12 protein-coding genes are annotated in these 14,343 nt (G+C 60.1%); all 12 read right to left on the bottom strand.

Going from position 1 to position 14,343, the window contains the following annotated elements; all coding sequences use genetic code 11:
* Positions 1 to 368 precede the first annotated feature (368 nt).
* Entirely contained in the window at positions 369 to 1,583 is a 1,215-nt protein-coding gene (locus tag E8E75_RS10370) for an OmpA family protein (RefSeq protein ID WP_120650418.1), read from the bottom strand.
* Between the two features lie 16 nt (positions 1,584 to 1,599).
* Entirely contained in the window at positions 1,600 to 2,067 is a 468-nt protein-coding gene (gene tssE, locus E8E75_RS10365; RefSeq protein WP_120650417.1) for a type VI secretion system baseplate subunit TssE, read from the bottom strand.
* Positions 2,068 to 2,071: 4 nt separating this feature from the next.
* Positions 2,072 to 2,608 carry a type VI secretion system lipoprotein TssJ gene (gene tssJ / locus E8E75_RS10360; RefSeq protein WP_120650415.1) on the bottom strand — a complete coding sequence of 179 codons (537 nt, stop codon included), beginning with the start codon at positions 2,606 to 2,608 and terminating at the stop codon, positions 2,072 to 2,074.
* Positions 2,589 to 3,683 (bottom strand): type VI secretion system baseplate subunit TssG, encoded by a 1,095-nt coding sequence (tssG, locus tag E8E75_RS10355; RefSeq protein WP_153918477.1) that lies wholly within the window; start codon positions 3,681 to 3,683, stop codon positions 2,589 to 2,591. The genes tssJ and tssG overlap by 20 nt, the downstream gene beginning before the upstream one ends.
* Complete coding sequence (gene tssF / locus E8E75_RS10350) at positions 3,647 to 5,416, bottom strand: type VI secretion system baseplate subunit TssF (protein WP_280358673.1); 1,770 nt, start codon at positions 5,414 to 5,416, stop codon at positions 3,647 to 3,649. Before tssF ends, tssG begins: the two co-directional genes overlap by 37 nt.
* Before the next feature lie 26 nt (positions 5,417 to 5,442).
* Positions 5,443 to 7,026: a type VI secretion system protein TssA gene (gene tssA / locus E8E75_RS10345; RefSeq protein ID WP_153918473.1), complete on the bottom strand. Its 1,584-nt coding sequence runs from the start codon at positions 7,024 to 7,026 to the stop codon at positions 5,443 to 5,445.
* Positions 7,023 to 10,397, bottom strand: a complete 3,375-nt coding sequence (locus E8E75_RS10340) for an ImcF-related family protein (protein ID WP_153918471.1) — start codon at positions 10,395 to 10,397, stop codon at positions 7,023 to 7,025. Before E8E75_RS10340 ends, tssA begins: the two co-directional genes overlap by 4 nt.
* A gap of 16 nt (positions 10,398 to 10,413) precedes the next feature.
* A complete protein-coding gene (locus E8E75_RS10335) occupies positions 10,414 to 11,655 on the bottom strand; it encodes a hypothetical protein (protein WP_120650408.1) in 1,242 nt (413 codons plus the stop codon).
* A gap of 3 nt (positions 11,656 to 11,658) precedes the next feature.
* Positions 11,659 to 11,922, bottom strand: a complete 264-nt coding sequence (locus tag E8E75_RS10330; RefSeq protein ID WP_153918469.1) for a PAAR domain-containing protein — start codon at positions 11,920 to 11,922, stop codon at positions 11,659 to 11,661.
* A gap of 44 nt (positions 11,923 to 11,966) precedes the next feature.
* Positions 11,967 to 12,545, bottom strand: a complete 579-nt coding sequence (locus tag E8E75_RS10325) for a hypothetical protein (protein ID WP_153918467.1) — start codon at positions 12,543 to 12,545, stop codon at positions 11,967 to 11,969.
* Positions 12,520 to 13,497 (bottom strand): hypothetical protein, encoded by a 978-nt coding sequence (locus tag E8E75_RS10320; protein ID WP_153918465.1) that lies wholly within the window; start codon positions 13,495 to 13,497, stop codon positions 12,520 to 12,522. The genes E8E75_RS10325 and E8E75_RS10320 overlap by 26 nt, the downstream gene beginning before the upstream one ends.
* A gap of 111 nt (positions 13,498 to 13,608) precedes the next feature.
* Positions 13,609 to 14,256: a DUF2931 family protein gene (locus tag E8E75_RS10315; RefSeq protein WP_280358670.1), complete on the bottom strand. Its 648-nt coding sequence runs from the start codon at positions 14,254 to 14,256 to the stop codon at positions 13,609 to 13,611.
* Positions 14,257 to 14,343: the final 87 nt, after the last annotated feature.

Raw genomic sequence — 14,343 nt, 5'->3', positions numbered from 1 at the left:
AGGCGCATTCTACAGCGTTGAAAGTCGCTGTCAACACCTCGGCGATCATCTTCTGGCCGACCTCTCGGAAGACCGAAGCGACAAGCACTACCACCGCCTGCCGATCACCTCTCCCTGCGCCTAACTACAGCTAAGTGCTTGATTTTCAAGCCTTTCCGCTGCTTCGTCGCTGGGAGAGGTGCGCATTATAGGGATGCAGAATCTGCCGTCAACACTTAATTGAAACCTTTTTGTCATACCTTTCCAGCGCGCTGCTAAGGCGTCCTTCTCCACTGCTTTCTTATATAGCTGCGCGAGCTTGGCGTTAGCTGGAGTAACCAGCGATGCCCTTATCACCGCCCTTCGAGGTAAACCATCCTGCAACAGCATCAGCTGGGCACGTCTTCTTGCGCATGGCCTGTAGCGCATGCACCAGCCTGCGGCACCAGTCGAATATCCACTCGGCGGTTAGTAGAACGCCCCTCTTCCGTATCGTTGCTCGCAAGCGGTTGCCCCGCACCGAACCCCTGCACAACAAAGCAGCTGTCGGGGATATCTCCCATACGCTGCATCCAATCGCGTACCGCAGCAGCCCGGGCTAGGGATAGCTCCAGATTCTGACCGACATTGCCAACAGCATCGGAATGACCGGTGATAACGATCAACCAATCCTGCTGCGCCTTGATGTTCATCAGACTGTTAATCAGCACCTTGGTGGATTCCGGCCTGAGCTGTGCACTACCGGAAGGAAAGAGCATGAGGCTATCCAAGTGAACAACCTCGGGATCTGCCATCTGCGCGAGCTGGCGATGCTCCATTGCAAGCCATAGCCCATGCCCCCACCACCCGAGTCCGCCCAAAACGATCACACAGAGCAGCGCGAGCAACGAAAACAGAAAAACGTCTTTCCTGCTCCGCGTGGATGAATCAGCCCTATGGCCATCAGCGAGTGATACCACCAACACATTTGGCGTGCTGGACGGCAAGACGTTGGCGACATGGAACGGGTTAAATGTATGCATACCGAGAGCCCCTCCAGCCCCCCCTGCGGCCTGCTGTATCGCAAGTTCGCTGGTAACCGACTCAGGTTCCAGGCGCCTTATGAGTTTCTCGAACTGTTGTCGCAGTTCCTCCAGCGCTGATACCGACGGCTGATTCTTACGCCCAAGCAGCTCACTTATCTGGGTCAGTCCAGCGTTGATTCGGCGTGCAAGCAGAAGGTCTGAAGTTGATAACTCCGACCTCCTAACTACGGACTGTAGGTGCACGCATAGCCATGCCAATATCTGCGCGCGCGCAGATGACGAGGGCGGCCAAGGTACCGGCTCGCCATGAGCCAGCAGGGCCACGACAAGCGCCAACGCCTGCTCCATACCAGACAATCCGTGAAGGTGCATGCGGGCCAGCAAGAACGCGGCGGCTGATTGCAGCTCCGCCCCGTTCTCCTTGAACAGGGACAGGCACTGATACTCCACCCATTCCCAATTCACTTCAGGGGATGCGGGTTGAGCCAACTTGCTCAGCTCTTCATGCAGTGCACCGTATTGGGCGAAGCCGGTCGGATCACCGCCAGGACGGTATTTCAGCTCAAAAAGTAACGTCATTCTTCACTCCACTCGACTATTCGAACGATCCCCGCAATCCATTCCTCTCCGTCGTCAGGTAGCTCATCTGCTTCAGGTGACGCACTAGCACTTTGCCCTCCGGGGCAAGCGTGGTGCCGAAGGTTGCCTGCATACCGCTCTTCAGCTGCACATCCAGGGCGTACTCGAGGTGCCCGGGGAGGGACTGCGGCAGTAACCGCACGTTCACCGCAGCCAGGCGCGGTTCGTATTTCAGCAAGGTGTCGGTGAGGGTGCCCATCAACCCATGGGCGGTTGCCGGGAGCCCCTGCAGGATGACGCCTAGGTCGGGCAATCCGTAATCCGGAAGATGGCTGAGGGCTCCGGCCCGGCTGTCGAGGATGCGCTGCAGGTTGTCGAGCACCGACAGGATGACCTGGTCTTCTTCGTGGACACGATGCAATTCCAATTCGCCAGAGAAGTTCTGCAAAAGCACTTCGTAGAGTGACAGGCTCTGTTCATTCATGGCGTTACTTCCTGGACAAGGGACGCAGGAGCAGACTGTTGTCGCCAAGTTCGATCACGCGCGGCCGATCCGGGTTCAGATCCTCGCGAGTCAAAACTAGCCTCCAGCTGTTCTTCACCGTATCCGGCTGGCGGAACAACGCCACTACTGCAACGACTTGCGCTTCCTCGTTCATCGGCACGCTCAACTTCGCCCCCTCGCCAGGCTTCACCACAACCACGCGCTGATCCAGCAGGTCAGAAGCCAACGCAGTATCCGCATGACTCAGCAGACTTTCATAAGTGGCCTTTTCGAGTGCCATACGGTCCCCTAGCTGATAGATGCGCACCAGTGTCGGGACAGAAAGCGCATTCATGTCGTGACCATTGGTGTTCATCGCCGCACGGCCGCTGAAGTCCAGATGCAGGGTCCTTACCTGCTTGTAGAAGATCGCCCTTGCGGTGGAGGTGCTGGCGTCGGTCACCCCCTGGTACAAGCCACAGCCACCCTGTAGCACGCCGAGCATGGCCAGCAGGAGTGACTTAGAAACGATACGCAACATGCTGTACTTCTCTTTCATGAGGATTGTTCTGCAGCCCCTGGTAGCGGCCCAGTTTGATGGTGACGTTCCCCGGCCCCGCCTTTTTCCCGCCACCGCCGAGCCCCAGTACACCGGTCATGCCGAGCAACACCGGAGCTTCCCCCAGCAGCGGCACCGGCAGGCAATGCGTCGGCAAAGAGAGCTCCAGCAAGGCGGAACACCGCCAGCCAAGGTAAACGCGCAGCAACACCAGCAAGTCGGCATGCAACTGCCCCCCCGGCAACCAGCCACGCGCCTCCTCGCGATCTTCGGTAAACAGCACTAAGCGCAACTGGCTGTTGGCATCCTGCCCGACGCTTCCTAACGGCATGTCCTGCTGCAGACGTACCGGTCGAATCTTCGACAAGCTGGCGGGTTGCGCTAGGGCAATTCGGTGCGGCCAATGTGCGCTAACTCGTGCCAGAGTGCTGGGAGCCAGTAACTTGACCAGCGCCTGCAAACCCTCGACATTGCGCGTTGGTAGCCTCATCAAGCCGAGCAATGCGAGGAACCGCGAAATCGGCGTGGCGACATGCTTGGCCGTGCCTGGAATGCCCAACCCGATCAGCCCCAGCAAGCATTGCGAGGTCGCGTCGGTGCCGCCAGCTTCGAACGTGGCCGGGTACGAATACTTACGCCAGATGCGATAGAACTGCGTGAGTACCCGGTGATTGAAGATGTCGAGAAAGGCCTCCAGTGCCTCGTGGCCGTCCCGGCGCTGGGTAATGTCGTCGAGATAAGTAGTCGGCAAGGGTGAATCCACGCCGTACAGGCCGAGCAGGCGTGTGCGTACCGTGGGCGGCCACTGCGGATCAGCCCCGTGGATATCGATGGCCTTCAGTTCCCCGGCTGGAAAACCCATACCAGGGTCCGGTCGAAAGCGAACCGGGTCGTTCGCAGGGCTCGCAGTGCTACCCAATGGCGGATGCTCCGGCAAGGCTTGCTCCAGCAATTGACAGAAGCGGTACAGGTTGGCTTGCGCCGCCCTCCCCTCCAGGATTTGCAGCAAGCCACTGGCTTTCAGCCGGGAATACGCTGACTGTGGTTCTCGTTCCATCGCAGGCACTTACCAGAGGGTTGAAGGATCAGCGTGAGCTGATTGAACAGGTGGATGTCGGCATAAAGGGCGAAGAAACGGCTGAGCATCTCGCCGAACAGGGAGATGTCGCCCTCACCGGTAAAGCCGTCTGCGTCGAGCGTGACTTCGATATCCACCCCACGCAGCAGAAAGCCTTTTTCGAAGCGCTGGATCAGGTGATGCCGGACGTCAACGATCGCTTCCAGACGCCGTCTGTTCAGCTCGCTGCCCGTCCAGTCGTAGAGCGCGAGAGTGCCGCGCAGTACTTCGGCGTTATCCAGCATCGGCAGAAAGTTCGAGCCCAGGTGGCTGAGTACCCTCCAGTGGAAGCGGTCTCGGTTAGGCGGGTAACACGGCAGGGTTGCTGCACACAGGTTGCGCACCTGCAGACCGGCCTGGGTGGAATGCACCAGGGTATCGAGCAATGTGCTCTGCAGCGCCTTGCGCGGTAGCTGGCCATTGGTGCCAGTCAAGCGCAGGGACAGGCTTTCTCTATCTTGCAGTCGGTCCGCGTCGAAACCCTCGCCACCGAGGATCAGCCAGGTATCGTGCAAGCCGTTCACGCCTCGCTTGAGGCGCGTGTGGAAGTAACGCTCCGGTGCCTCGTCGTGCAGCATGCCGCCTTTATGACGGAAGCTGGTGAACGGCACGTATTCCTCTCGCTCGGCATTCTTCGACACAGTGACGCGGTCCACCGAATAGATTTCCGTATGGCCATCCTGCAGGCGCATGGGACGAAGCAAATAGTCGCTCTGCAACGGGTCCAGCCGGAGCGGGTCGGCTTCCAGGGGAAACAGGTTGATCACCGGTACGGAGTTCAGGCGCAAATGTTCGGCGCGCGGCTCGAAGTCATGGGGCCATGCCTCTCGCAGGACCACCTCCAGTTCGAACCAGGGCGTGCCGTCTTCGAGCTCCAACCGCTCCAGCCCACACAAGGTGACGAACATGAACTTCTCGCGGAAGGTGAAGTACTCCAGCAGCAGCTGATAACCGCTGAAGGCACTGTCGCCCTTGGGCCACAGGCGATCATCCTCAGCAAACCCCTTTGCCACGAAATTTCCATCCAGCGTCACGCGCTCAGGGTGGCCCGGCAAGCGCACATACAGCGTCTCAGCATGACGGGTCAGCGCCAGATGCAGGGCGCTGGCCAAAGCGCCATCGGCATTCAGGTACAAGGGCAAGCGGGTCAGATCCACCTGGCTCCAGTTGACCAGCTCGCCACAGGTAAAGCGCAGGAGTAAAACCGAGCGCCCATCGACTTCGTAGGCCAGCCGTAGTGAATCCATTACAAGTGGTTGCAGGGTCAGGTCCTGGGTAGTGGTGTAACTGCATCGGGTGCGCTTGGGCCCCAGCGGCTGAGAAAGCACCTCAAGACCTTTTTCGATCGACTCGCTGCATTTCATCTGCGAGAGATCAGGCACCAGCTCGATGATCGATAACGAGGGAATGGTACGTAGATAATGCGGCCACAGTAGACTGACCAAGCCTTCGGTCAATTCGGGCAGGTCATCATCGAGCTTTTCCCGCAGCCGCCCCATGAGGAATGCAAAGCCCTCGAACAGTCGCTCCACATAGGGGTCGCGGGCACCGGGCTTGTCCAGATTGAGCTGAGCCGCGCGGTCGGGAAATGCCTCGGCAAACTCTTTGCCGGCTTCACGCAGGTAGCGCATTTCCGCATCGAAATAGCGCAGGGTCGGATTGTCCGTATCCACTATGAGTGATCCTGAATCAGAAAATTTCAGCCGCAGAGCACTGCGGCACGTATCGGGTCTAGCGCTACTAGCGCCGCCAGCAGTGCGTCCATGCGTCGGAACAGCGCTGCCTTGTCCGCATCGTTTCGCTGGGCCTTGGAACGCAGCAGCTTGAGCAGCCGGGCCTGGACTTCGAAGGTCAGATCAGGTTCCCATTCAGCGAGCCCCTGACGCTGCACCGTCACCTCCAACTCACCCAGCAGGTGCACAGCCAGGTCGGCCTTGCCACACTGATCGGCGATCCGCGCCATCAGCAAACGCAGCAACCAGCGCTGCCGGCCCGATTGCACACCGGGCCGAGCAGCCAGCCAGGCCAGCGCCGCATCGACGCCGGCGCTGTCGGCCTGTGCCAAAGCCTCGCTTTCCAGAGCAAGTACGTCGGCCGCCATCGGCGCAGAGGCGGCCTGGGCGGGCAACCAACGCGGGGAGCGATTGCCACTGACGTGCTGCACGATCCAGTCGCGGGTGACCTCGTCGGCAAACGGCGTTCCATCGCTCCAGCACAATGTCTCCAGGCCCGGCAAACGATCGAGAAGCATGCCCAGGTCGCGCTTGACGATATCGGCCCAGCCATCCTGCGGCGCCGGCTGCCTGGATAACGCCTGGCAGAGGTACCACTGAAGATCGAGCCAGAAATGGTTCACCCCCTCGGCATAAATGCGTTCGACCTGATCAAGCAGTTCGCTCCAGCTCTGTTGCAGGTACAAGCGCTTGAGCTGCGACCGATAATCACTGCGCGGCGGCGCCAGCCTCGTGTGGCCGCTACCGTCCTCGGGCGGTGCCTGATGCACGGTGTCCCAGCGCAGGCTCTTCATCAGCCGATGCGCCGCCAGCCAACCCAGTGGCTGCTCGCGCAGATAACCCGCCAACGCACGGCCACTGTCCAGCAAGTCGCGACCAGACTTGATGGCGGCAACGGCCGAGGCACCACTCTGCAACTTCGCCTCATGGATTGAGCTGTTCTGCGGCACGACCGCATCCACCCCGCCGGACTGGGCCAGCCTGTTCGACAGCGCCGCATACAAAGGGTCCAGCGCCGGACGCTGGTTTTCGGGCCAGGCGCTGAGGCCCTCTTCCAGCCAGGCCAGCGCAGCCACGGTTTGTCTGGCCTCCGACTTCACTACTTCTGGGTACAGCGACAAGCTGTCGAGCACCCTGCCGCTGGCTAGCCACTCAACAGCCATCCGCCGGCTGTTGGGGCGGCTTGGCAAAACATCGGCCGCAAAACGTTCTACCAGCGCAGCCAGCAGGCAGATGCCATCAGCCAGTCCTGCCTCGCCATCCTTATGCAAGCGCGCCCAGAGGTAGTAGGTGGCAATGCGCAGATCCTTGCAGCGCTGTTTGAGCAACTTCTCCGCCAGTTGTACCACCCGCTCGACGTTGGAACCGGAGAGCTTGTTGACCTCCTCACGCATGGCCTGAAAGTCGTCGTCGTAACCGGGGTCGTCTCCCACTGCCGAATGCGACTCGATGGGTTGCAACCACTCAGACCATTTAGATGCCTGTTGGCGCGCCAGCACCAGTGCATCGCACTCACCCAGGCAAGTGATAATCAACGAAGACAGGCTCATCGGAAACTCCCATTCTGAGCATACGGAAGGGGCCTAGCGTCCTCATCAAGGAAAATCTGTGTCGGCATCCTGAAGCCGCGTAACTGGATAAGTGCCAGTGGGCCAGCACCCAGCTCAGTGCGCAGGTGCCAGGTCAGTTTCAGGCCGTCGGGGGCTTCCAGCACCATGTGATAGCGGGTCTCGCTGTCGTCCAACGCGGTGACCCGGGCATGTTCCAGCAGGCGGATCACCCCCCAGGTGCCCGAATAATCGCCATACAGCCGCTCGCCGGTCTTGACGCTGGTCCAGCTCAGACTCGCACCGGGGTGATCGCTGGCGCCCGGCCAGGCGAAGCGCTGCCAGCTTTCCCGCTGGTTGAAGTAATCGAGGCGTTCGCCATCTAGGGTCAGGGTGGTCTGTACGACATCGCGCACGGGCTTGGCTCGCAACTCGAAGGCCAGTCCCATGCCGCCGTCGGTGTAGAGCACATCGGCCAGATCGGCGAGCTGGTTGACCGCCTTGAGGAACTCGGGGTTGAAGCGCAAGCCCTGGCTATGCGCGACATCGGGTACCCAGTGGTTGCCCTGCTTGCGCAGCACGCCTTCCAATTGCTGCTGGAGGAACTGGTGGATGCGTCCAGAGTCGCTGCGGATCATCTGCCCAAGCATGGGCAGCGAGGCGTCGCTAGCAGTCGCGGCGAATGGATATCGGCCGGCGAAGGCACGGCTCCAGGGCTCGACGATTGCGCGCTGCCACTGGTCGTTGAGGCCGGCCGTCGAGGGTTGCAGGACGCGGCGCCAGGCCTGCTCCAGTGGCTGGACGAACAGCGCATTGCCGAAGTGGCCCCACTCTGCGCCGAGGCTGGCGGCGATCAGGCTGCCGTAGGACTGGGCATCGGCGAGGTCAACGCTCTTGCCCTGGAACACGGTTTGCGCCAGGGCCTGGGTCATAGCCTGCGGATCGGGCGCGTTACTGACCTGTTGCAGCTTCAAGCGTACGCGCGTCACGCGCGCGAGGAACGCGTGCAGGCTAAGGCTACCATCGTTGCCCGTTGCTTCGGCGCCTTTTCCCAGTAGAGAAAGCAGCGGGCCAAAGCTGTCATCCAGTGGGCCTTGCAAGCCCTGGTGCTGCTGGTCGATCACCGGGGCCTGGTTCTGGCCCATGAGCTTCTGCGCGGACTTGATCAGCGAGTCGCTCAACGCCTGGCCGTGCGCACCGGCCTGGCCCTGATAGGCCAGGGTGTTCATCAGGGCGATCAGCGGCGACTGGCGGATGTCGCTCATCAGGGTGAGCTGGTCGATGACGTCGGCGAGGCTGGCGGCCTGATGCCATTGCAGGCTGTTGAGTACCTCGAGCCAGGCACTGCCGTAGTCCTGGAAGTAACGCGCGGCAAGGCGTTCCCGAAGCACCTCGGCAGTCATGTCGGCCGCAATGTCATTCTGGTCGTCGCTCAACACCCAATCGATTTCTTCGCGACGGGCCTCGGCTATGTCGTCAATGGCCTTGCGCACCTGGCCCTCCCAAGCCTGACGGGTAAAGACGCCGGGTACTTCGGCCTCGGTGGAGAACAGCATCGAGGTGTTCGTATCGCTGACCATCTGCCGCAGGCCCAGGGGCGGATAGTGGTTGGCCGCGGCTTCTAGGACTGCCTCATAAAGTGCGGTTTCGCCGTTGCGCTGGCCCAGTTGGCCGAGCAGCACCTGTCGGGCCTGCGCAACCAGGGCCGGATCGAGGTCGACGCGCCACTCGGGGTGGGCCGACAGGTGTTCGGCATAGAAGCGCCAGAGGTTGGGCGCGACGGCCTGCCAGACGCCGGAGGCCACACCCGCGCGATGGGTTTCGGCGGCAACGAGCGTTTGGGCGAGGAAAGGCGCATCGGTCTTGTCCGGGCGCGCCATCATCAGGTAGGCCTTGAGCGAGTCGTAGGTCTCGCTGGCACGGGCGGCACGCTCCGGGCTGCCCGGTGGCAGGTCGAGCAGGCTGCGCAGACTAGACTCGAGGTTGGCCGCTGCCGGGTCGCGAATCAACCGATTGTTGGCTGCCACGTAACGCGGCCAGAGGGTATCCAGCAACGCTTCGTTCTGGCTCAGTCCGAAGCGCTGGTGCCAGGGCACACCGTGCTGGGCGTGGAAATCCAGCCGATCCATCTGATGGACCAGTTCATTAAACGCACGCAGGGGCGAGTCAACGTCGCGGGGCTGCTCAAGGGTAGCCAGGGCGGCCTGTACCTCGCCGATCTGCGCACGGTTGCTAGCGTAGGAAAGCAGCATGCCGCTGCCCCACAGCGCCGCCAACCCCAGCAGCAGCGCGCTACCCACGCGCGGCAGAGTCAAGCCTTGCGGCTGGCCACCCAGGGAATTGTCACTCAGTACGCCCCACCAAGCCGGGTCCACCTGCCAGGTGTTTTTCATCCCTCCGCCGAGCCTGCGCAGCGACAGGCTGAACCACAGCCCGCCCAGGATCACCCCTCGGGCACGTAGTAGCGGCCCCAGTGCGTGTTGCCAACGGGCAGAACCTTCGCTGTGCAGGTCGCGGGCCAGACGCAGCAAAAAATCGTGGCACGGGTTGTCCTGCATGTGCACCAGCCCCTGCTCGCGCAGCGGCTGCGCCAGGCGCTGCAAGCTGCTTTCTAGCTGCGCGGCATTGACGTGCGGTGACAACCGGCAACCCACCGCCTCGGACGGGCGCTCTTGCTGGCTCCAGTCGCTGGCATAGACCTGCCAGAGGTGCACCGGGGCTTGCCAGCGCAGCAGATGCGTGACTTTCTGCAGATGGGTGACGCCGTGGCCGATGTGCGCGGGATCGGCGCTCTGCTCCGGAGTGAGCGCCCAGACGATGCCATCCAGCGGCCGGCGAGTGCAGAGCTTGCGCCACTGTTCGAGCTGCGCCGCATCTGGCTCGCCCTGGGTACTACCACCCCACAGTAGCAGCACGCCCTCGCCTTCTAGCCAGCGTTGCTCGGACAGGGTCGGGGCGATGGCCTCGATCTGGTCGCGCTCGCCGACCACCAGCACGGGGCGGACCTTGCGGCGCCAGAAGAAGCCGATGGTGTCACACAGGTGCGCCTTGATCGCTTCGATTGTCACTGAGGCTGCGGGGGACGCAGGGACGTCCCCTCCAGCGGCCTGCACCGGGGCCGCCACATCATCGCCCTCTTGCTCCCGGTACGTCGAACCGCCCACCCGCCGCCCCATCAGCGCGTAGCCACTCACCATAACGAGCACCATGACCGTCATGCCTACCGCGGCTAGCCGCCAAACGGCCTGCACTTCACTGCCGGAACGAACCCCCAGCAGCATCGGCTGCCACCAGAGCAGTACGCTCAAGATCACGCCGATCAACAACACCAGACCGACCAAAACTCCCAACCACATCGCACGACGCGAGCGCATCAGATACCCCTAATCCCTATTTCGAAGCAGGTAGCACGGGCATGACCACAGTGCTCCACAGACCCGTCTCTGCGGCGCCATCCCCACTGAAGATGAGTTGCGGCTGCCCTTTCCCTTCTTTGCCTTGGATAGCCTCAACGGCAGTGGCAATCGCCACCCAGGGCGCGGCCCGCCCCGGATAGCCCAAGGTCGCATCCAGATCATGCAAGCCCTGGCCCTGCTTCGCCGGTATCGACAACGCGTCCCGCACCGTGCCCAGTGCGCGCTGACGCTTAGCGTCGATTCCAGTCAGCCAGACATCCTGAATTGCCGAAGCCTCCGCCTTGGCCCACTCCAGCGCCTGACGCACCGCATAGTCCAGATCCTCGGCTGTCGGCTTGCGCTCCTGCTCGGGACGGTACAGATAGGCTCTTGGCTCCAGTGTTGCTTGCGTCAGCCGGTTGCCGAACAAAAGTCCCACCACCGCCTCGGCTGTCCCTTCCGGTTGTGCCGGCGCAATTTGGATCGCCACTACCAGCATTAGCGCCTCATCGCCGATACGCTGATCCAGCCACCGATCGACTGCGTCCAGCCCGCTCCCCTTAACCGGCGTAAGCGGCTGACGAATACCGGACTCGAGCCAAAGGTGGAGCCATATCCGCTGCAGTTCGTGCCGGGGTAATGCACTGTCTATTTCCAGCAGGTATGCCAACGGCCTGCCTTCTGACAACCCCGCCAAGACGCTCGCCAATTCGGCCAGCACAGGTGGAAGCACGCGCAGCAGTATCTGTTCCGGCGATTCGTCTGCAATACGCGAGAGACGACTATGACGCACCGCGCTTCCCTGCCATGAGGCTTGAACTTTCAAGGCCTGAGCGTCGCGGCATATGGCGTCCATCTGGCCAACGCCATCCAGGTCCTCCGCGGGTCGTAGCGCGGTATGCAGGCTGACGCCCAACACTTGCAGCGAACGACGACCACGGCGCATTTTCTGAACCAGGTCCTGTTTGCGAGCCTCATCCCAGCCGTCGGCCACACTCAACATTCCGACGTACACCAGGGCCCGTAGAAAACCCAGCACGCACCAGACCAGAAAGGGCACACCCAAGGCTATGCGCCAGAATTTAGCCGGCTGCTGGGTCAATGACTCGCCGCCCAGCCATAAAGTCATGCCCAAACCCAGCACTGACAGCGACGGCAATAGCAGCAACCAGATCCAGGCGCGTGGCGACGCAGGCACCGCCGCACGGGGCGGCACTTTGTCCAATCTGACCGGCATGGTTCAGCTCGCCGTTGCGGCCGACAGCGAAGAAATCAATGCGCAGCCGCAGGAACACAGGTGCCCCTGAAAGGCGACCGGTACACCATTGTCACGAAACGTCGGATGCCCCTCGGCAATCACCGTGGGGCCATGCCCCGGAATCGGACAACTAACCGGATCGCCCTGACGGGCTACACCTATGCCGCCGAATTGCATAGCAGATGAACCCGATAAGACAGTGCCTCCCCCCGTGGTCTTATCGCCAATACGGATGATGCCTTTCATATTGTCCTCCTGACATAAAAATAGAATCGACTTTACAAGCCGTACTACCGCTCTTCGCTCAATATATTTTGCGCAGAAAAAACTTTGTTTCGTAGTACATAAATCGTTGAGCTTATTGACCTTTCAGAGTTATCGACGTTGTATAACCAACGAATAGAGAAACCTTCTTCATTCCACTGCACGGCAGAAAAGTCGGCGTTATCTTGCTGCACGTCCCCATCCAGCCAATCCATGGACAGAGAACGTAGGCAACTACTTACCAAAACCCTGGTCTGCACCTTCAGCTCTGCGCCAGAAACTTTGTACACATAAAGCCACACCTCGCTTCCAGCGCCGCAGTATTTAGTTGGACTCCCAGGATTGGATGGCGATACCTGGAAAACCGAGATATAACTCTCCCCATTGATTTCGTGTTTGTTTCCGTCAAGAAAAACACCATCCACATCAGGAAATAGTTTCAAGTCATAACTACTTCCATCAGTGAAAGCCAAATGCACTACTTCCTGCCGCTTAGGCACCCATGAAGTCCCCCCATCAGCAAAAGCATTATTCACCAACCCCAACATTAGCGCCAAAAAAAACAGCAGACCTCCAATCCTAATCTGCGAGCACATGGTCTGCATAACACACCCCCGAATAAATCCATGAATGATCACTGGACTGTCCTTTCGCCCCCAGCTTGTAAGTATCCTTATCTCGCTCACGAAGTTCGGACTCCGTCTTATCCTTATTTTCTTCCTTGTTCGTAAGCCAACCGATGTTTCCTGTTTGGGAGTCGCATAGCAGATTTTTCCTCCTCATCCAAGATTTAGAACTGGCATCCCATTCATGGTAAGAACCGCCATTCCAACGACTGAAGGCTTCATGCTGTAGCTGTTCATCCGAGTAGGTCCTGCCACTTTGTCCCAGGTACTTCTCGGCCAACCGTACTTTTTCCCTGTACAACGAAGAACCTGCTGTAATATTTTCCTTCCAGTTCCACGCTTGTTCGTAGGTGGGTGCAGGATTGGTCATTTGCGTGACCCCATAACCTTTATCGAAGGCCACGATGGGTTCCCCATCCAGACTGATAAAATGCTTAGAGCCTGTTTCCTGCTCCAGCAATTTATCGAACCCGCCCATGTCTTCGAGGTTGGCCACATAAGTCGCAACGTCTTCCTTGCTCGGATTCTGGCCCCGAATCATGACGCTGCGCTCAAGTTTCTTTCCGCCCACGAGAACCGCCACTGTCAATTTGCCGCCCAGGATTCTTCCGCCAAAGTTGGCCATCCACTTTTTGTCTTTCCCAACGAATTTCCCGGATTCATTGAATGTTTGCAGCGTCTTTCCATTGCGCGCCTTCTCTCTCAGGCCACTCGCTTTCGCTTCCCACTCGATAACCCAGGACCACTCATAATCGCCGTCGACATCCGTCTTGAACTCAAAGATTATTTCAGGAAGCGCGGGGCCCGACGTGATCTCGAACACTCCTTTATCGGGCGGCGATAACCAAGACAAGGTGCTGGCTGCCGATATCAACCTGACAACACTGCCTTCTTCGCTATTGCTCTTACCGGCATTTCTAGCTTGTTGCACGACACTGCCCTCCTTGGGGATTGATTAAGCACTCCAGCAATTTCATAGTTGTGCGAAATCGCTTGGCAGCAGTTCCGACAGAACGTGCTTGTATTCCGCTATGGGCAGACCTCAACAACTGCTATAGGGAACTCCGTTCTGCTCGATATAGGCTTTGTTCTCCGGCTCCAAGGGGATGTATTTGCCTTTTGATTTCCCTTTGTAAGGCCCTAGCGGCTCAACCTTGGCCTGGTAGCGGCCCACCTCCTTGGAGGGCAGGCAAGGCCCTCCTACCCAGACCTTGACGATGCCACCTGGCGCCAGGCCTAGCGAAATCATCCTCCGGTAATCGTCTTTCCACTTTTGCGAGCCTTGGCAAAATACCCGCTCCGGCCTGACCATCTCATCGCGCACCCACGGCGGGATCGGGAGGGTGGCTTTGTAGGTCTGCGGCTCCACCAGCGACTGCCAGCGTACGAAGAGCATCTCCGGCAGGTCGATGTTGCTCACCGGCTTCATCGCCCCGCCCCCTTGGTGCCAGTCCGCCGCTTTGTTCGTATAAGCAGCGACTCCACCGTGAACGCGGAAAAACGCCATGCCACGCTGATCCAGCACATCCACACTTTCCACCCACACTTCCATGTAACGGGGCGCGGCCAAGCCGACGTACCACGTGTCATACGGCAGTCGCGGCGGCCCTGGAGGGGCCCAGCCATTGTGATCGCGGGCACAGGCACCCAGGCTCAGCAGCAGGACACCACACAACGCCAGGCGCCTCATACCGGGTAATCCTTTTGTGGCTGGTTGGGGTAGACGTTGCGGGTGTCGTTTTCCGCTGGCTTGTTGACCAGGACGCCAATGCTTGGC

The organism is Pseudomonas sp. BN606 (assembly GCF_029873115.1).
Lineage (GTDB): Bacteria > Pseudomonadota > Gammaproteobacteria > Pseudomonadales > Pseudomonadaceae > Metapseudomonas.
The sequence above is the reverse complement of the archived record's forward strand: the minus strand, read 5'-3'. Positions and strand labels throughout refer to the sequence as shown.

Excerpts from the sequence above, each read along its gene's own strand:
- tssA (WP_153918473.1), bottom strand. The coding sequence starts at position 7,026 with ATGAGCCTGTCTTCGTTGATTATCACTTGCCTGGGTGAGTGCGATGCA.
- E8E75_RS10340 (WP_153918471.1), bottom strand. The coding sequence starts at position 10,397 with ATGCGCTCGCGTCGTGCGATGTGGTTGGGAGTTTTGGTCGGTCTGGTG.
- E8E75_RS10325 (WP_153918467.1), bottom strand. The coding sequence starts at position 12,545 with ATGCAGACCATGTGCTCGCAGATTAGGATTGGAGGTCTGCTGTTTTTT.
- E8E75_RS10330 (WP_153918469.1), bottom strand. The coding sequence starts at position 11,922 with ATGAAAGGCATCATCCGTATTGGCGATAAGACCACGGGGGGAGGCACT.
- E8E75_RS10370 (WP_120650418.1), bottom strand. The coding sequence starts at position 1,583 with ATGACGTTACTTTTTGAGCTGAAATACCGTCCTGGCGGTGATCCGACC.
- tssJ (WP_120650415.1), bottom strand. The coding sequence starts at position 2,608 with ATGTTGCGTATCGTTTCTAAGTCACTCCTGCTGGCCATGCTCGGCGTG.
- tssG (WP_153918477.1), bottom strand. The coding sequence starts at position 3,683 with ATGGAACGAGAACCACAGTCAGCGTATTCCCGGCTGAAAGCCAGTGGC.
- E8E75_RS10335 (WP_120650408.1), bottom strand. The coding sequence starts at position 11,655 with ATGCCGGTCAGATTGGACAAAGTGCCGCCCCGTGCGGCGGTGCCTGCG.
- E8E75_RS10315 (WP_280358670.1), bottom strand. The coding sequence starts at position 14,256 with ATGAGGCGCCTGGCGTTGTGTGGTGTCCTGCTGCTGAGCCTGGGTGCC.
- tssE (WP_120650417.1), bottom strand. The coding sequence starts at position 2,067 with ATGAATGAACAGAGCCTGTCACTCTACGAAGTGCTTTTGCAGAACTTC.